17 protein-coding genes are annotated in these 16,163 nt (G+C 66.5%); 2 read left to right on the top strand and 15 right to left on the bottom strand.

What is annotated here, in order from left to right:
* Position 1: 1 nt before the first annotated feature.
* From ssuD to msuE, 11 genes are all read right to left on the bottom strand, one after another.
* The gene (gene ssuD / locus BMX43_RS00165) at positions 2 to 1,150 is read right to left on the bottom strand and encodes an FMNH2-dependent alkanesulfonate monooxygenase (RefSeq protein ID WP_091294973.1); all 1,149 of its coding nucleotides are present in this window, start codon (positions 1,148 to 1,150) and stop codon (positions 2 to 4) included.
* On the bottom strand, positions 1,147 to 2,538 hold the full coding sequence (locus tag BMX43_RS00160; RefSeq protein ID WP_091294968.1) for an LLM class flavin-dependent oxidoreductase: 1,392 nt from the start codon (positions 2,536 to 2,538) through the stop codon (positions 1,147 to 1,149). The genes ssuD and BMX43_RS00160 overlap by 4 nt, the downstream gene beginning before the upstream one ends.
* Positions 2,538 to 3,740, bottom strand: a complete 1,203-nt coding sequence (locus BMX43_RS00155) for an SfnB family sulfur acquisition oxidoreductase (RefSeq protein ID WP_091294964.1) — start codon at positions 3,738 to 3,740, stop codon at positions 2,538 to 2,540. The genes BMX43_RS00160 and BMX43_RS00155 overlap by 1 nt, the downstream gene beginning before the upstream one ends.
* Before the next feature lie 3 nt (positions 3,741 to 3,743).
* The gene (locus BMX43_RS00150) at positions 3,744 to 4,988 is read right to left on the bottom strand and encodes an SfnB family sulfur acquisition oxidoreductase (protein WP_091294960.1); all 1,245 of its coding nucleotides are present in this window, start codon (positions 4,986 to 4,988) and stop codon (positions 3,744 to 3,746) included.
* Between the two features lie 148 nt (positions 4,989 to 5,136).
* Positions 5,137 to 5,883, bottom strand: a complete 747-nt coding sequence (locus tag BMX43_RS00145; protein WP_091294956.1) for an ABC transporter ATP-binding protein — start codon at positions 5,881 to 5,883, stop codon at positions 5,137 to 5,139.
* Positions 5,884 to 5,935: 52 nt separating this feature from the next.
* On the bottom strand, positions 5,936 to 7,261 hold the full coding sequence (locus BMX43_RS00140; protein WP_091294952.1) for an ABC transporter substrate-binding protein: 1,326 nt from the start codon (positions 7,259 to 7,261) through the stop codon (positions 5,936 to 5,938).
* Positions 7,262 to 7,287: 26 nt separating this feature from the next.
* Entirely contained in the window at positions 7,288 to 8,319 is a 1,032-nt protein-coding gene (locus BMX43_RS00135) for a branched-chain amino acid ABC transporter permease (protein ID WP_091294949.1), read from the bottom strand.
* Position 8,320: 1 nt separating this feature from the next.
* Positions 8,321 to 9,217 (bottom strand): branched-chain amino acid ABC transporter permease, encoded by an 897-nt coding sequence (locus tag BMX43_RS00130; protein WP_091294945.1) that lies wholly within the window; start codon positions 9,215 to 9,217, stop codon positions 8,321 to 8,323.
* On the bottom strand, positions 9,217 to 10,089 hold the full coding sequence (locus tag BMX43_RS00125) for an ABC transporter ATP-binding protein (protein ID WP_091294942.1): 873 nt from the start codon (positions 10,087 to 10,089) through the stop codon (positions 9,217 to 9,219). The genes BMX43_RS00130 and BMX43_RS00125 overlap by 1 nt, the downstream gene beginning before the upstream one ends.
* A 27-nt stretch (positions 10,090 to 10,116) precedes the next feature.
* The gene (gene sfnG / locus BMX43_RS00120; protein WP_091294940.1) at positions 10,117 to 11,211 is read right to left on the bottom strand and encodes a dimethylsulfone monooxygenase SfnG; all 1,095 of its coding nucleotides are present in this window, start codon (positions 11,209 to 11,211) and stop codon (positions 10,117 to 10,119) included.
* Positions 11,212 to 11,230: 19 nt separating this feature from the next.
* Positions 11,231 to 11,803 (bottom strand): FMN reductase, encoded by a 573-nt coding sequence (gene msuE, locus BMX43_RS00115; RefSeq protein ID WP_091294937.1) that lies wholly within the window; start codon positions 11,801 to 11,803, stop codon positions 11,231 to 11,233.
* A gap of 525 nt (positions 11,804 to 12,328) precedes the next feature.
* Between msuE and BMX43_RS00110 the strand changes: the two genes are divergently transcribed.
* A complete protein-coding gene (locus BMX43_RS00110) occupies positions 12,329 to 13,558 on the top strand; it encodes an acyl-CoA dehydrogenase family protein (RefSeq protein WP_091296946.1) in 1,230 nt (409 codons plus the stop codon).
* A gap of 132 nt (positions 13,559 to 13,690) precedes the next feature.
* Here BMX43_RS00110 and BMX43_RS00105 read toward each other — a convergent pair whose 3' ends face one another.
* Together BMX43_RS00105 and BMX43_RS00100 are read right to left on the bottom strand one after the other, a co-directional pair.
* Positions 13,691 to 13,879 (bottom strand): hypothetical protein, encoded by a 189-nt coding sequence (locus BMX43_RS00105; protein WP_091294934.1) that lies wholly within the window; start codon positions 13,877 to 13,879, stop codon positions 13,691 to 13,693.
* Entirely contained in the window at positions 13,876 to 14,130 is a 255-nt protein-coding gene (locus tag BMX43_RS00100) for a hypothetical protein (protein ID WP_139201493.1), read from the bottom strand. Before BMX43_RS00100 ends, BMX43_RS00105 begins: the two co-directional genes overlap by 4 nt.
* A 348-nt stretch (positions 14,131 to 14,478) precedes the next feature.
* Here BMX43_RS00100 and BMX43_RS00095 point away from each other — a divergent pair, with 348 nt between their 5' ends.
* On the top strand, positions 14,479 to 14,952 hold the full coding sequence (locus BMX43_RS00095) for an Lrp/AsnC family transcriptional regulator (protein ID WP_091294926.1): 474 nt from the start codon (positions 14,479 to 14,481) through the stop codon (positions 14,950 to 14,952).
* A gap of 51 nt (positions 14,953 to 15,003) precedes the next feature.
* On the opposite strand, the gene BMX43_RS00090 is transcribed toward BMX43_RS00095, so the two are convergent.
* Complete coding sequence (locus BMX43_RS00090; RefSeq protein WP_091294923.1) at positions 15,004 to 15,468, bottom strand: MarR family winged helix-turn-helix transcriptional regulator; 465 nt, start codon at positions 15,466 to 15,468, stop codon at positions 15,004 to 15,006.
* Positions 15,469 to 15,524: 56 nt separating this feature from the next.
* Positions 15,525 to 16,160 carry a maleylacetoacetate isomerase gene (gene maiA, locus BMX43_RS00085; RefSeq protein WP_091296943.1) on the bottom strand — a complete coding sequence of 212 codons (636 nt, stop codon included), beginning with the start codon at positions 16,158 to 16,160 and terminating at the stop codon, positions 15,525 to 15,527.
* Positions 16,161 to 16,163 lie beyond the last annotated feature (3 nt).

Raw genomic sequence — 16,163 nt, 5'->3', positions numbered from 1 at the left:
TTTAGCTGGCCGAGGCCTGTCTTTGAATGTGGCGCACATCGAAGGCGCCGCCGGTCTGGCTGCTTTCGCGCAGCGTCACTGCCGTCTTGCCCAGCAGTGGGAAGACCAGTTCGGCAAAGCGGATGGATTCCTCCAGATGCGGATAGCCCGACAGCACGAAGGTATCGACGCCAAGCGCCTGATAGTCGCGCAGCCGGGCGGCGATCTGATCGGGCGCGCCCACCAGCGCCGTGCCCGCCCCGCCCCGCACAAGGCCGACCCCGGCCCAGAGGTTGGGGCCGATCACCAGCCGGTCGCGCTGCCCGCCATGCAGCGCCGCCATGCGCGCCTGACCCACCGAATCCATCCGGGCCTGCCCCGCCTGCGCCGCCGCAATCTCGGCATCGGTCAGGCGCGAAATCAGCCGGTCGGCCTCGGCCCAGGCCTCGGCCTCGGTTTCGCGGGCGATGACATGCAGGCGCACGCCAAAGCGCAGCGTCCGGCCCTGTTTCGCCGCCCGCGCCCGCACATCGGCGATCTTTTCGGCCACCTGCGCCGGGGGTTCGCCCCAGGTCAGATAGGCATCGACATGTTTCGCGGCCAGATCATGCGCGGCGGGCGAAGACCCGCCGAAATACAGCGGCGGATAGGGGCGTTGCACGGCAGGGTGAAAGTTTCGCGCGCCCTCGACCCGAATGTGTTTGCCCGCGAAATCCACCGTCTCGCCCGCCAGCAGGCGCCGCCAGACGGTCAGGAATTCATCGGCATTTTCATAGCGGCCATCATGGCTGAAAAACGCGCCATCGGCGGCCAGTTCGGTGGCATCGCCCCCCGGCACCACGTTCAGCAGCAAGCGCCCGTTCAGCGCCTGATCCAGCGTTGCCGCCTGCCGGGCCGAGGCCGTGGGGCCAGAGATCGAGGTGCGCAGCGCCACCAGCAGCTTGATGCGCTGCGTGGCATGGATCAGGCTGGCCGCCACCACCCAAGGATCCTGGCACGAGGCGCCGGTGGGGATCAGCAGCCCGTCATAGCCCAGCCGATCTGCCGTCACCGCGATGTCGCGCAGGTAATCCAGACTGGGCGCCCGGCCGAAATCTGATGTGCCCAGATAGCGGGTATCGCCCGAGGTGGGCAGGAACCAGAAGATGTCGGGGGTGGGATGCGCGGTCATTCTGCAGCTCCTAGCAGCGGGGCGGCGGGGCGAAAGCCCTGCGCCGTATGGGTGACGGGCAGGCGGTCGCCCTTGCCGAAGATGCGGTGGCGCAGGCTGCCTTCGCCGTATCCGGTTTTATAGCTGCCGCGCGTCTGCAATTCGGGCACCACCAGATCGGCGAAATCGGTATAGCTTTCGGGGGTGACGATGCGGGTCAGGTTGAACCCGTCGATCTCGCCCTCGCGTATCCAGGATTCCAGCGCGTCGGCCACCTGCACCGGCGTGCCCACCGCCAGCGGATAGCGCCCGCCAAGTGCCAGTTGGTCCAGCAGTACGCGCTTGGTATAGCCCCGGCTTTCGGCGATCTTCGCCGCCGACTGGATGGCGTTCGACTGGCCGAAGGGGATCGGGTCATCCAGCCCGTAGCGGGCAAAGTCGATGCCCAGCGAGGCCGAGTAATGCGCCAACCCCGCCTCGGGGCTGGAGGCGGCGCGGTATTCGGCCAGCTTTTCGCGGGCGGCGGCCTCGCTGCGGTCTGCAATCACGGCGATGCCCGCAAGGATGCGCACATCCGACGGGTCGCGCCCGGCATCGGCCACCGCGCGCCGGATCGCCCGGGCAGCACTGCGCGCCGCCGCCTTGTCGGGCGCCGAGATGAATACGCATTCGGCATGACGCGCCGCGAAAAGCTGCCCCCGCCCCGAGGTGCCCGCCTGAAACAGCACCGGCGTGCGCTGGCGCGAGGGTTGCGACAGGTGATAGCCCTCGAACTGGTAGAACGGCCCGTCATGGCGCACCGGGCGCACCTTGGCCGGATCGGCATAAAGGCGGGCCACCTTGTCAGCGATCACGGCATCGTCGTCCCATGACCCCTCCCACAGCTTGTAAAGCCCTTCGAGGTAGTCGTCGGCCTGGTCATAGCGCTGGTCATGCCCGGCCTGCGCCTTGCGCCCCACCGCCCGTGCCGCGCTGTCCAGATAGCCGGTGACGATGTTCCAGCCGATCCGCCCGCGGGTCAGGTGATCCAGCGTCGAAATGCGGCGGGCAAAGGTATAGGGCGCCTCGTGGTTCACGTTCACCGTGACGCCAAAGCCCAGATGCCGCGTGACCGCCGCCATGGCCGATACCAGCACCAGCGGATCGTTGACCGGAAACTGCACCGCCTCGCGCGTGGTGACCTCGACCCCGGCCCCGTAAACGTCATAGACGCCCAGGATATCGGCGAGGAATACCGCGTCAAACAGCCCGCGTTCCAGCGTTTTCGCCAGATCCGTCCAGTATTTCAGGCTGTTGAAATCCATCGAGCGGTCGCGCAGATGGGTCCATTGGCCATGGTTGATATGGCCCACGCAGGCCATGGTGAAGGCATTGACGAGGATGTGCTTTCCAAGCTTTTCGGCAGCCATCAGATCGCTCCGTGTCGGGGGGGATTGACGCCGTTCAGGGCAAAGTTGCCCACGGCATGATATTTCCAGCGCACGGGGTCGTGCAGCGTATGAGTGCGCACATTGCGCCAGTGGCGATCCAGATTGTCGGGCGCGAAGGTGGCCGAGGTGCCGGTGAATTCGAACAGTTTGCTGGCGGCCAGCAGCCCGGCCTTCGTGGTCAGCACCTTGGCTTCGGCCACGGCAACCGAGGCTTCGGCCACCGAGCCTTCGGTCGGGTCGGCAATGGCGGCATCCACCGCTTCGCCCGCACGCTGCAGCAGCGCCTCGGCTGCCGTCAGCCGCACCGACACATCGCCCAGCCCGGCCAGCGTCAGCGGATCTTCCGCCGCCGTCGCCACCCGCGCATCCAGCCAGGGCCGGGCGCGGTCGCGGATGAAGGGCAGCGTGGCGGCAAAGGCGCCCTGCCCCAGCCCAAGGTCGATGGCGGCATGGATCAGTTGCGCCACCGGGCCGATCGGGGTCGGGCGCTCGAAACTGGTCTGGAACGGCACCACCCATTCGGGCTGCACCGCCACCTGATCGAAGCTGACCGAGCCAGAGCCGGTGACCCGCTGGCCGAACCCGTCCCAATCGTCGGTGATGCTGACCCCCGGCGCGCGGCGCGGGATGAAGACCAGCTGCTGCACCTCGGCATCATCGACCGCAAGGGTCGGAATCCAATGGGCATAGATCGCGCCGGTGCAATAGAATTTCTGTCCGTGCAGCACCTGCCCGCCGGGCGTGCGCACCAGCCGCGTGCGGCGTTTGAAATCGCGGTGGCTGATCTCGGCCAGGGCATTGCCAAAGCGCAGGCCCTGCAGCGCCTTCTGGAAGAAGAACCGCTTCTGCGCCTCGCGCGCGCCAGAGCGCACCACCTCCAGCGCGTAGAAATGGTTCTGCGGGATCTGCGACAGCGACCCGTCGGCGGCGGCGATGATCGCCGTCACCTGCGCCAGCGTCACCATCGACACCCCTGCCCCGCCAAAGGCGCGCGGCACTGTGATGCCCCACAGCCCCGAGGCGGAAAAGCTGTCCAGTTCATCCCAGGGCAGCAGCCGGTCGCGGTCGCGGGCCGAGGCGCCGGGGGCAAAGCGCGCGGCAAGGGCCTGCGCCACGTCCAGCGCCTCGGCGTCGGATCGGATGATATGCGCGTCGGGCGGCAGGGGAGCGGGGTTGGTCATGGCTCAGTTCCATTGATGGCGGGCGGGCAAGGCACCGTTCAGATGCCAGTTGCCCAACAGGTGAAACTTCCAGCGCAGCGGGTCGTGCAGCGTATGCACCCGCGCATTGCGCCAATGGCGGCCAAGGTTCGGGCCTGCGCGGGTGGCGGCGCTGCCAGCCAGCTCGAACAGCTTTTCTGCGGCCTCCAGCGCGACTTCCGAGGTCAGCACCTTGGCTTCGGCCACCGCAACCGAGGCGCGGGCGCTGCTTTCGGCGGTGATGGGGCGGGTGGCGATGTCATCCAGCAGGCGCGCGGCGCGGCGCAGCACGGTTTGCGCCGCGTGAATGTCGATCTGCAGCCGCCCGACCTCGGCGATGATATAGGGGTCATCCACCGCGCGGGCGACGCCGCTATCGACCCAGGGCCGCGACTTGCTGCGCAGAAACGCCAGCGTGTCGGCAAAGGCGCCAAGGGCGATGCCGCTGTCGATCGCAGCCTGGATGAGCTGCGACACCGGCCCGGCCAGCCCCGGCACATCGGCGCGCTGCCAGACCGGAATGATCTGATCCTCGGCCACCGGCACATCGTCAAAAATCACCGTGCCCGAGGCGGTGGTGCGCTGCCCGAAGGCCGACCAGTCATCCACCACGCGCACCCCCGGCGCATCATGCGGCACCCAGACCTGCACCGGGCGCCCTTCGGCATCATTGGCGCGGGTCGGGATCCAATGGGCAAAGATCGCCCCTGTGGAATAGAAGCGCTGCCCCGACAGGCGCAGCCCGTCAGGCGTTTGACGCAGGCCGGTGGTGTTGTGCGTCACCACCGCCCGGCTTTTTTCCGGCCCGGCATTACCGATGCGGTGGCCCGCCAGCACATCCCCGAAGAACCGGCGCTTCTGCGCCTCGGTTCCAGCCTCGGCCAGCAGTTGCAGCACGCCGAAATGGTTCTGCGGGATCTGGCCCACCGAACTGTCGGCGGTGCAGAGGATCTCGAACACCTTGGCCAGCGTCTCATAGCCCAGACCCGGCCCGCCATAGGCGCGCGGGATCAGGATGGACCCGAGGCCGGCCGCGGTAAACGCCTCGATCTCGCGCCAGGGCAGAAGGCGGTCGCGGTCACGCTCTGCCGCCAGCAGGGCGATGTGATCGGCCAGCGCCTGCGCGGCGGCCAGCGCGGCGGTGGCATCGGGCAGCACCGGCGGGCGGTGCGGCGGACGCGGGCGCGGCGCAACCTGCGCGCCGGAGGAAGGAGGCTGCTGGAGAGTCATGGGTTGTCCTGCACTGAAATAAGCACGAGTGATTCAATCGTGATTATGGGCAAAATCCGGCATGGCGGCGATTCCAAAGCCGGGGGGTGGAAGGGGTCGGGCGTGCTGCGCCGGGGGGGCTGTGCAGAAGATTTGCCCCCGGTGCGGCTCAGACCACCGCCCCGCCCAGATAGCTGTCGCGGATGTCGTGGCGCGCGGCCAGATCGACGGCGCGGCCCTGCAGCACGCTGCGGCCGTTTTCGATGACCGTGGCGTGCTGCGCATGGCGCAGTGCCACGGCCGAATTCTGTTCGGCCACCAGCAAGGTCAGGCCCGTGTCACGGTTCAGCCGTGACAGGGCCGCGAAAATCTCGGCCACCACCAGCGGCGCCAGACCCATCGAGGGCTCATCCAGAACGAACAGCCGGGGCCGTGCCATCAGCCCGCGCCCGATGGCCGCCATCTGCTGTTCCCCGCCCGAGGTCAGGCCCGCCGCCACCTTGCGGCGCTCTTTCAGCCGGGGGAACAGGTCATAGATCTGCTCCAGCCCGTCCGCGATGGCGCTGCGGCCAAGGCCCTTGCCAAGCGCGCCGGTGATCAGGTTTTCCTCGATGCTCAGGGTCTTGAAGCAACGCCGCCCCTCCAGCACCGGCACAAGGCCACGGCGCACATGATCCGCCGGGTCATGGGCGGTCACATCCTGCCCGTCGAACAGGATCTGCCCTTTGGTGATGCGCCCGCGTTCGGCGGGCAGCAGGTTGGAGGCGGCTTTCAGCAGCGTGGTCTTGCCCGCCCCGTTGGCCCCCAGAAGGGCGGCAAATTCGCCGTCGTGCAGGGTCAGGTTGACTCCGTGCAAGGCGGCAATCGCGCCGTTGTAACTGGCCGAGACATCGCGAAATTCCAGCAGGACTGACATCGGGTTTCCTTTCCGGCGAAGGGGGCGCCCGGATCGGGCGCCCCGGCAGGGATCAGTTGCTGACCGCGGCGTCAGCATCCGCCGCGCTGCGGATCGGCAGGCCCTTTTCCTTGGCATAGGCCTCGGATGACTTTTCGATGATCGGGCGCAACAGCGCCCAGTCCGGCGCGATCCAGTCCGACACCACGTTCCACTTCTGGCCATCCCATTGCTGGAAGGTGACGTAGCCCTCGCCCTCGTGATTGTCATAGGTCACGTTGATCGAGCGGAACAGGTTTTCGGCGCCCAGTTCCTTGACCCGTTCGGGCGACAGTTGCAGGTGTTCAAAGCCCCAGCGCACCTCGTCGCCCGTCAGGGTGCGGTTGCCGAACCGGGCCTGCGCGATGCGCACCGCCTCGACGTTCAGGATGCCGTTCACGATGCCAAGGTTGTGGTAGACCGAGCCGATGCGGGCCGGATCGGACAGGTTGCCCTTGCCCGCGTCATAGACCGTCTTGATGATTTCCTGCAGCACCGGATACTGGTTGCCCGAGGCCTGGGTGGTGATGGCGGTATAGCCGATGGCGGCATCGCCCGCCGGGCGCACGTCTTCTTCGCTGTTCGACCAGACATTGCCGATGATGCGATCCACCGGAAAGCCATTGCGCTGCGCCGTGGTCAGCGCCACCGGGTTCATCACGCCCCAGCCGCGCAGCACGACGTAATCGGGCTTTTCGCGCCGGATCTGCAACCATTGCGCGCCCTGTTCATTGCCCGGATGCGGCACCTCGATCTGCACCAGATCAAAGCCGTATTTCTGGGCCAGAAGCTCATAGATCGGGATGGTTTCCTTGCCATAGGGCGAGCCGTGATACAGCACGGCGATCTTCTTGCCCTTCAGCGCCTCGGGCCCGCCCTCTTTGGACGCGATATAGTTCACGATCCCCGAGGTTTCCGAATAGGGATTCAGCAACAGCGGGAACACATAGGGGAACACCCGCCCGTCGGTCGTATCGGTGCGGCCATGGTTGATGGTGATCAGCGGGGTCTTGTCGGCGGTCACGCCATCAATCATCGCATAGGCGATGCCCACCGACAGCGGGTTCCAGGCGGCGATGCCGGGGTTGGATTTCAGGCGCTGATAGACCTCGACCCCCTTTTCGACCTCATATTCGGTTTCGCCCTCGGACCATGTGAGCTTCACCCCGTTCACCCCGCCGTCACGGGTGTTGATCAGGGTCATGTAGTCGATGAACCCGCCGAAGAACCCGGTGCCGCCGGCGGCATAGGGGCCGACGCGATAGGATTGCAGCGGGAAATGCTGGTCATCTGCCAGAACGGGGCTGGCAAGGAAGGTTGCGGCCAGCAGCGCGGGCGCGATGCGGGTGAGGAAAGACATGAGGAAGGCTCCTGTTTGGGGATGGATCAACCGCGCCCGATGCCGCGCAGGCGCGCGGTCAGGCGGGAGAGGATGGCCGAAAGCCCGTTGGGCTCGGCGATGAGGAAAAGGATGATGGTCGTGCCCAGCACGATCCGCTCGGTCAGCTTGATCAGGCCCGCGTCGATCAGCCCGTCGAAGGCAGCAGCCGACAGTCGCCCCAGCAGCAGCGGGAACACCACGATCAGCGCCGCGCCCAGAAAGGTGCCGCGAAGGGTGGCCAGCCCGCCGATGATGATGATGAACAGGATCTGGAACGACCGGTCCAGATTGAAGCCCGCGGGTTCGACCGTGCGCAGATAGGTAAAGGCCCACAGCACGCCCGCCACGCCGATGATGGCCGAAGACAGCGCAAAGGCCACCAGTTTCGTGCGCAGCACCGGCACGCCGATCACCCGCGCTGCAGTTTCATTGTCGCGCACCGCGATCAGGTTCACGCCCTCGGGGCCAGAGACGATGCGATGCACCAGCAGCGTGACCGCTGCCACGATGGACAGCGAAAACAGATAGCGCCCGACAGCCCCGTCCAGCCGCAGCCCGGCCAGCTCGATCACCGGCGCGGCGATGATGCCCGAGGGGCTGCCATTGGAAAACCACGCGAATTTCGTCAGCGCCCATTGCACGAAGAACTGCGCGGCCAGGGTGGATACGGCCAGGTAAAAGCCGCGCAGCCGCAGGCTGGGCAGGCCGAATACCAGCCCGATGGCCGCGGCGGTCACCCCGGCCAGCAGGATCGACACCGGCAGCGGCAGCCCGCTGCGCAGATCGAAATTATAGGCGGCAAAGGCCCCCACCGCCATGAAGGCCGCCGATCCAAGCGACACCTGCCCGCCATAGCCGGTCAGCAGGTTCAGCCCCAGCCCGGCCAACGACAGGGCCAGAAACGGCAGCAGGATCGCCTCCAGCACATAGGGGCTGGCGGTCAGCGGCACGGCGACAAAGGCCAGCAACCCCAGCGCAGGCAGCGCAAGCCCGGTGGCAAGCCCCGCCCGGGTGGCAAAAGCGGAAATGGCAGTCATGTCAGTATCTTTCCACAATTTTCTGGCCGAACAGACCCGAAGGCCGCAGCAGCAGAACCACCAGCGCCACGGCATAGGCAAACCAGCCCTCGATGCCGCCGCCGAAGAAGGGGCCGATATAGACCTCGGCCAGCTTTTCTGTCGCGCCGATCACAAGGCCCGCGACAATGGCGCCCAGGATGGAATCGAACCCGCCCAGCACCAGCACCGGCAGCGCCTTCAGCACGATCAGCGACAACGAGAACTGCACCCCCAGCCGCGCCCCCCAAAGCAGGCCCGCGACCAGCGCCACCACCCCGGCCGCCGTCCAGACCGTGCCCCAGATCCGGCCCAGCCGCAGGCCCACGGCCAAAGCGGCAAACTGGTCATCGGCCACGGCGCGGAAGGCGAGCCCCGTATGGGTAAAGCGGAAAAACGCTGTCAGCGCCGCCACCATAGCCGCCGCAATCCCCGCCGCCACCAGATCGAAGGTGGAAAGGTAAAGCCCCCAGACCTGAAACGGCGCGTTCGATATACCCAGATCCAGCCGATGCACCTGCGTGCCCCAGATCAGTTGCGCCGCGCCCTCGATGACGTAAGACAGGCCCAGCGTGGCCATGAACAGCGTCATGGGCGACCGGTTGGCCAAGGGCCGCAGCACCGTGCGTTCGATGGCAAAGCCCAGCGCGGTCATCACCGCCAGAGTGGCGGCAACCGCGCCCCAGAACGGCACCCCGCGTTCGACAAGGCTGACAAAGGTCAGCGCCGCAAACAGCACCATCGACCCCTGCGCAAAGTTCAACACGCCCGAGGTTTTGTAGATCAGCACGAAACCGATGGCGACAAGGGCATACATCACCCCCGACAGCAGCCCGCCCAGGGCGACCTCGGCGGCGAACAGCAATTCAAACCACGCCATCACGCGGCCCCCGCTGCGGCTTCGGCGCCCAGATAGGCGCGGATCACCTCGGGGTCGCGGCGCACCTGGGCCGGGGTGCCATCGGCGATCTTCACCCCGTGATCCAGCACCGCGACATGATCCGACAGGCCCATGACCACGCCGATGTCATGTTCGATCAAAATCACCGCCAGACCCAGCCTGTCGCGCGCGGCGCGCACATGCCCCGCCATTTCGGCCTTTTCGGTGGCGGTCATCCCGGCCATGGGTTCATCCAGCAGCAGCACCTTTGGCGCGGCTATCAGGGCGCGGGCCAGTTCGACCTGCTTTTGCAACCCATAGGGCAGGGTTGCGACCAGCCGGTCCAGATGCGTGGTGATGCCCAGAAAATCCGCAACATCGCGCACCTTCGCCGTCACCCCGGCCGCCTCGGCCCGCGCGCCGGGCAGGCCCGCGATCTGCGCCAGCAGGCCATGGCGGCGGCGGAACACCAGCCCGGCGGCAATGTTCTGTGCCACCGTCAGGCCGGGGAACAGCGCAAGGTTCTGGAAGGTGCGCGCCACGCCCAGACCCGGCAGCGCCTCGGGGCGCAGATGGGCGAAACTGGCGCCGCCCAGCCGGATCACCCCGGCATCGGCGCGGTACAGCCCGCTGATCACATTGACCAGCGAGGATTTGCCCGCCCCGTTCGGCCCGATCACCGCCCGGATCTCGCCCGGGGCCACATCAAAGGACACATCGAGCAGCGCATGGATTCCCCCGAAGCTGAGGCTGATGCCATCCAGCGCGAGGGCGATGTGGGGGGCAAGGGTCGCTTCGGGCAGGCGTGCGGCGAGGGCGGGCTGCGCTATCAACGCAGCCTCCACCCCGCCCGTCAGGACGCTGAACATCATGGTCTCCGTTCCGGTGGACGGGCGGCCTTATTCGGCCGCCACCAGTTCGCGGGCGCGCTGCGCCTCCAGCTGGCGCACCAGCGGGATGACATGGGTGCCGAAATATTCGACCTCTTCCTGAAAATGCAGGAAACCCAGCAGCACCAGATCGGCCCCGGCATCCTTCAGCGCCAGAATGCGTTCGGCCACCTGTTGCGGCGTGCCGATCAGGTTGGACCGGAAGCCGTCATTATACTGCACCAGATCGGCGAAGCTGGATTTGGCCCAGTTGCCCTCACCCTCGGGGCTGGATTTGCCGGCGTTCTTCACCTCATGGGCAAAGCCCTGCACGGCCTCGGGGTTGGCCTTGGCCACGATCTCGTCCACCACGGCGCGGGCGGCCTGTTCGCTGTCGCGCACCACGGCAAAGGCGTTGATGCCGATCTTCACCCGGTTGCCCAGTTCGGCCGCCTTGACCACGATGTCATCGACCTGCGCGCGCAGCCCGTCGGGGGTGTTGCCATTGGTGAAATACCAGTCCGACACCCGCGCCGCCATGTCACGCGCCGCCCGGCTTGACCCGCCCTGAAACACCTCGGGCAGCGGTTGCAGCGGCTTGGGCTTCATCGTGTAATTGGCAAAGCGGTAGAAATCGCCGCGGAAGGTAAAATCATCCTGCGTCCAGATGCCTTTCAGCGCGCGGATGAATTCTTCGGACCGGCGATAGCGTTCGTCATGGTCCAGCCACAGCTCGCCAATCGCCGAAAACTCGCCCCGGAACCAGCCCGACACGATGTTCACCGCAATGCGGGCATCGGTCAGATGGCTGATCGTGGCGATCTGCTTGGCCAGAACCGTCGGATTCCACGGCCCCGGCAGGATGGCCGCGATGACCTTCAGCCGTTCGGTATGGGCCAGCAGATCATGGCTGAAGGCCACGGATTCGTGCTGATTGTCGGCGCCGTAGCCGGCGGTGAAGCGGATCTGGGTCAGCGCATAGTCAAACCCCGCCGCTTCGGCGATCTGCGCCAGCCTGCGGTTATACTCGGGTGTCCAGCTTGTGCGCTGTTCGATGTCGGAAATCACAAGGCCGCCCGAGACATTGGGCACCCAATAGGCGAATTTGATCGGTTCGGTGGTCATGGTCAGTTCCTTTGCAGGGTCATTCGGCGGCGGCGCGGGCCAGCCGCAGATGGGCGGGAAAGAAGGCGTCGAACTGCGTCACCGCCCGGGCCAGACGGTCCAGCGTGGCGGGGCCGGTCAGGGCGCCATCGGTGAAATCCTTGTCCGAGGCATGGACGGCGGTGCCGAGGCTTTGCGCCTCGAAAAACGCCAGCAGCGGGCGAAGCTGGTGTTCCACCGCCAGCGCGTGCTTCTCGCCCCCGCCGGTGGCCGCCAGCAGCACCGGCCTGCCCGTCAGGGCGGTCGGGTCCAGCAGGTCGATCAGATGTTTGAACAGGCCCGGATAGCTGGCCTTGTAGATCGGCGTGGCGATCACCAGCGCATCGGCCGACAGCAACCGGGCGACCTTGGCCCGCGCCTCGGGCGCCAGATCGTCCAGCCGCCGCGCCGGGCCCAGACTGGGGCCGAAATCGTTGATCTCAAAAAGATCCGTCTCGATATCCAGCCGGTCGGCCACAAGGTTCAGCGTGGTGGCAACCAGTGCGCGGGTTTTCGACGGGGTGGTGATATTGCCGGAAAGACCGACGACAAGGGGCTTGGAAGGCTTGGTCATGCTGCGTTTCCTAAATCACGACTTGTTATGTAGATTTAGCGCTGGCCGCCCGTTCTTCCCATTCCAAAGACAGGCGACAATTCAGCAGGATTGCCCTCTGGCCCCCTCAAAGAAGAGGCGTTCCTTCCCGCAATCGCACGATACCGGCGGTGGGCGCGGCGCTTGGGCCGGGGTCAGGATGGCGCGTGGGGCGATGCGCACCCCCCCGCCCCGCCCCGTGCCACAGCGCCCCCGTTTCTTTGCACCAGGGGCAGGCAGGATGGATCGGCTGCGCCCTGCCGGTTGGACGACGGCTTTCTTCCCTTTGCACGATTCGCGCTGCCGCTGCCGTGGCAGGTGCGACTCTGGCCGGGCAAAGAATCTGATCGCGCGCCCCTGCCGCCACAGAAGGGCAGCACCGCGCAACCCCCTGATTTTGAAAACAGGTTCTGTCGTCTTGGCGCCGGTCTGGCCCTAGGCTTGCGGCAAGGCTCTGGCACCGCCAAAGCCGTTCCCCCCAATGCGCCCCGCGCGACAGGAGAGATGATGACCAAACATGACCGCTGGGACGAGGTTCCCGCCACCGACGATCTGAAAGCCCGGTTTCGCCCGGTGTTCGATCGTATCGCCGCAGGCTCCGTCAAGCGCGAGCGCGCGCGCATCCTGCCGCATGAGGAAATCGGCTGGCTGAAAGAAGCAGGCTTCACCGCGCTGCGCGTGCCGGTCGAATACGGCGGGCTGGGCGGCTCGCTGGTGCAGCAGTTCGATCTTCTGATCGACCTTGCCACCGCCGACACCAATGTGGCGCAGGCCCTGCGCAGCCATCTGGCGCTGGTCGAGGATCGGCTGGTTGCCCCGCGCGCCCAAGGCGAGGTCTGGCTGCGCCGTTTTGGCAAGGGCGAGATCGCGGGCAATGGCTGGACCGAGATCGGCGCGGTGAAGATCGGTGACACGATCACCAAGGTTACGCCGGATGGCGACGGCTTCCGCGTCGATGGCGAGAAATACTATTCCACAGGCACGATCTTTGCCGAATGGATCGACACCTATGCCACCCGCAGCGATACCGGCGCGCCGGTCATCGCCATCGTCAAGGTGGCGCAGCCGGGCGTCAGCGTCAGCGACGATTGGGCGGGCTTCGGCCAGAAGCTGACCGGCACCGGCACCACCGTCTTCAAGGGCGCACGGCTGGACCCCGAAGGTCTGGTGCCGTTCGAGCAGCGCTTTCGCTATCAGACGGCCTTCTATCAACTGGTGCTGAATGCGGTGCTGACCGGGGCAGCCTTCGCGGCGCTGCGCGACGTGGCGCAGCTTGTGGCGGCGCGCAAGCGCACCTTCTCGCACAGTGCGGGCGGCGCCGGGGTGCCGGTGCGGCAAGATCCGCAGATCCTGCAGGTTCTGGGGCGCGCCCGCGCCCAAGCCTATGCCGCCCGTGCCGCCACGCTGGAGGCCGCGCGCGCCGCGCAGCGCGCCTATGAGACGGCGCAAGGGGCAGACAAGGCCGCCGACGATGCCGCCAATATCGAGGCCGAACTGCAAGCGGCGGCGGCACAATCGGTGGCGGTGGATCTGGCCTTGCGGGCGATCAGCGATCTGTTCAACGCGCTTGGTGCTTCGTCCAGCGATTCTGCGCTGGCGCTTGACCGGCACTGGCGCAATGCCCGCACGGCGGCCAGCCACAACCCGGTGATCTACAAGGAACGCATCCTTGGCGACCATCTGGTGAACGGCACCGAGCCTGTCTATGTCTGGCAGATCGGCGCTGTCGCAGGCTAGGCCGGCTCTCTGCGCAGGCCCGCCGCATCGGTGGGCCTGCGACGGCCCGCCTGTCTGGACCGCAAAGAAAAACGGCCCCGCGAGGGGCCGTTTTCCCGAAGGACGGTCTTGCGAGGGGGGCAGAACCGCCCTTCAGTCACGCCGCGCCACCAGCCCGGCGCGAACCCTCTGCACAAGGATTTCAAAAACCGTCTTGTGACGGATGCGCCGGGTGGCCCCGCGCTGCGGCGCCTTCGGTGCGGGCCGGTGTTCCGCCGGGCAGAAGCGCGGCAAAAGCGGCACGAGGCCCAGGATGGAGGTCGGATGCCCAAACCCGTTCATCGCCGCACCTCTTTTTCGATCACCTCGACCCGCGCTTCCCAGACCGTGGGGTCGCGCCCTTCCATCAATTCGGCAATGGCCTCGTCGGGGCGGCGGGTGAAAATCGTTAGCGGTGCGCCGTTGATGCGGTGGGTGGTCCCGGTACGGCGGTCAATCAGGCGGACAGCACAGACGCGGGGCGTACCCTGCGGCACCGTCATGGTTCCAGCCCGGATGGCGGCGGGATGGCGAAGGGCACTGGATGCGGTCATCTGCAATCTCCTCTGGTCCTCCGGGGGGCTCATGCGCTCCGGTCCCTTAATAACGACATATCGGGTCGAGTATTGCAATGGAATATTCACGCTCATTTCAGTCGTGATTTTGGAATGTCATGCTCCGACAGCATCGGCACAGGTGGCCACGGGCCGGATGTGAGGCCGCTGTCAGATGAATACCGCGCCTTGCGCCGCACCCCCTGCCCGGCCCCCGGCGCCCGGAAAATCTTCAAGATTATGTTTCTATTATAAAAAATACACGATAAAGATGGTAGACAAATTTGAAATTTCGGGCATTTTGAAAGGGTCGCGTCAGAAGGGCGCTGGAAAGACAAGCGAGGCGCGATGGAACCCCTGGACCTGATCGACCGGAAGATCGTTGCAGAACTGATGCGCGATGCCACCCTGCCCGTTGCCCAGATCGGGGAAAAGGTGGGGCTGTCGCAAACCCCGTGCTGGAAACGCATCCAGCGGCTGGCAGAAACCGGCGTCGTGACGGCGCGTGTGGCACTGGCCGATCCGGCCAAGCTCGGCTTCGGGCTGACCGTCTTTGTCGGGGTCGAGGCGCCGGATCATTCCGCCGAATGGCGGCAGACCTTCCTGCGTGCCATCGACACCTTTCCCGAGATCATGGAGGCGTATCGCATGGCGGGCGAGATGGACTACCTGCTGCGCATCGCGGTGCCGGACATGGCCGCCTTCGATGCGCTGTACAAGCAGCTGACCGATGCGGTGCCGATCAAGAACATCACCTCGCATTTCGCGATGGAGCGGATGAAATACACCACGGCCTATCCCGTCGATACGCGCAACCGCTGATCCCCGCCGCCGCCACGGGCGAAGCAGGCCCCCCCGGCAACCACCGCCCGGTCATCCCGCGTCGGTCAGGCGGTCGCCCTGCGCGATCAGCTTGCGCAGCAGCGCGTCCAGTTGCCCGGCCAGATCGGCACCAAGTTCGGCGCGCAACTCGCGGTCATAGGCGATGGCGCGCTGCCCCAGATCGGCAAAGACCGCCTGCCCGGCCTCGGTCAACGACAGGATTTCGGCGCGGCGGTCCTGCGGGCTGGGCGCGCGCGCCAGCAGCCCTTCGTCGGCCAGAGCGGCCACGGCGCGGCTGACCTTGGTTTTCTCGATATGGCTGATGGCGCAGATGTCGCGCGCCGTCATCGCGCCAAACCGCCCCAGATTGGCCATCACCCGCCATTGCGTGCGCGTCAGCCCATAGGCGGATTTATAGCTGGCCTGAAAGGATTTCGACGTGGCCTCCGCCGCCTGGTTGAGCAGATAGGGCAGGAACCCGTCCAGATCGAAATCACCCTGCGCTTCACCCTGCATCGCGGCCACCCGTATCGTGATACTCCGGCAGACCCTGCCATAGCTGCCGGGCGGTGTCACCCTGCGGGCTGCACCCGGTCGGGATGGGCGGCGGCAAAGGCGGGCAAGGCGGCGGCGCGGGCGGATATGGCGGCCAGCCGCGGAAAGGTGGCCAGATCGACCCCCCAGCGCTGTGCATTATAGACCTGCGGCACCAGACAGATATCGGCCATGCCGACCTGATCGCCATGGCAGAAGGCGCCGGTATCGCCGCTGGCCAGCAGCCCCTCCACCCCCGTCAGCCCCAGCGTGATGAAATGCTGCATCCAGCCTTCCAGCGTCGCCGCCCCGCCCAGACTGACGGCATGGCGGGCCACGCGCAGATTGCAGACCGGATGAATCTCCATCGCGATGGCATGGGCAAGGGCCCGCACCCGCGCCCGCCCCGCCGCATCCGGTGGCAAAAAGCCCGCCGCGCGGGTTTCTTCCAGATAGTCCAGCACCGCCAGCGACTGGGTGAGCATCAGCCCGTCCAGTTCCAGCGCGGGCACCAGCCCCTGCGGATTGCGCGCCAGATGCGCGGGGCTGCGCTGCTCGCCCGCCAGCAGATCGACGCTGTGGCGCTGATAGTCCAGCCCCAGCAGGTTCAGCGCGATGCGCAGCCGGTAACTGGCCGAAGAGCGCCAATAGTCATGCAGGATCACCGCAGCCATCGC

This window comes from Gemmobacter aquatilis (assembly GCF_900110025.1).
GTDB lineage: Bacteria > Pseudomonadota > Alphaproteobacteria > Rhodobacterales > Rhodobacteraceae > Gemmobacter > Gemmobacter aquatilis.
Note: the sequence above shows the minus strand (reverse complement) of the source record. Positions and strands in the feature narration are given on the sequence as shown.

Bases quoted from the DNA above. Each gene is read 5' to 3' on its own strand.
- ssuD (WP_091294973.1), bottom strand. From the start codon at position 1,150: ATGACCGCGCATCCCACCCCCGACATCTTCTGGTTCCTGCCCACCTCG.
- BMX43_RS00160 (WP_091294968.1), bottom strand. From the start codon at position 2,538: ATGGCTGCCGAAAAGCTTGGAAAGCACATCCTCGTCAATGCCTTCACC.
- BMX43_RS00155 (WP_091294964.1), bottom strand. From the start codon at position 3,740: ATGACCAACCCCGCTCCCCTGCCGCCCGACGCGCATATCATCCGATCC.
- BMX43_RS00150 (WP_091294960.1), bottom strand. From the start codon at position 4,988: ATGACTCTCCAGCAGCCTCCTTCCTCCGGCGCGCAGGTTGCGCCGCGC.
- BMX43_RS00145 (WP_091294956.1), bottom strand. From the start codon at position 5,883: ATGTCAGTCCTGCTGGAATTTCGCGATGTCTCGGCCAGTTACAACGGC.
- BMX43_RS00140 (WP_091294952.1), bottom strand. From the start codon at position 7,261: ATGTCTTTCCTCACCCGCATCGCGCCCGCGCTGCTGGCCGCAACCTTC.
- BMX43_RS00135 (WP_091294949.1), bottom strand. From the start codon at position 8,319: ATGACTGCCATTTCCGCTTTTGCCACCCGGGCGGGGCTTGCCACCGGG.
- BMX43_RS00130 (WP_091294945.1), bottom strand. From the start codon at position 9,217: ATGGCGTGGTTTGAATTGCTGTTCGCCGCCGAGGTCGCCCTGGGCGGG.
- BMX43_RS00125 (WP_091294942.1), bottom strand. From the start codon at position 10,089: ATGATGTTCAGCGTCCTGACGGGCGGGGTGGAGGCTGCGTTGATAGCG.
- sfnG (WP_091294940.1), bottom strand. From the start codon at position 11,211: ATGACCACCGAACCGATCAAATTCGCCTATTGGGTGCCCAATGTCTCG.
- msuE (WP_091294937.1), bottom strand. From the start codon at position 11,803: ATGACCAAGCCTTCCAAGCCCCTTGTCGTCGGTCTTTCCGGCAATATC.
- BMX43_RS00110 (WP_091296946.1), top strand. From the start codon at position 12,329: ATGACCAAACATGACCGCTGGGACGAGGTTCCCGCCACCGACGATCTG.
- BMX43_RS00105 (WP_091294934.1), bottom strand. From the start codon at position 13,879: ATGAACGGGTTTGGGCATCCGACCTCCATCCTGGGCCTCGTGCCGCTT.
- BMX43_RS00100 (WP_139201493.1), bottom strand. From the start codon at position 14,130: ATGACCGCATCCAGTGCCCTTCGCCATCCCGCCGCCATCCGGGCTGGA.
- BMX43_RS00095 (WP_091294926.1), top strand. From the start codon at position 14,479: ATGGAACCCCTGGACCTGATCGACCGGAAGATCGTTGCAGAACTGATG.
- BMX43_RS00090 (WP_091294923.1), bottom strand. From the start codon at position 15,468: ATGCAGGGTGAAGCGCAGGGTGATTTCGATCTGGACGGGTTCCTGCCC.
- maiA (WP_091296943.1), bottom strand. From the start codon at position 16,160: ATGGCTGCGGTGATCCTGCATGACTATTGGCGCTCTTCGGCCAGTTAC.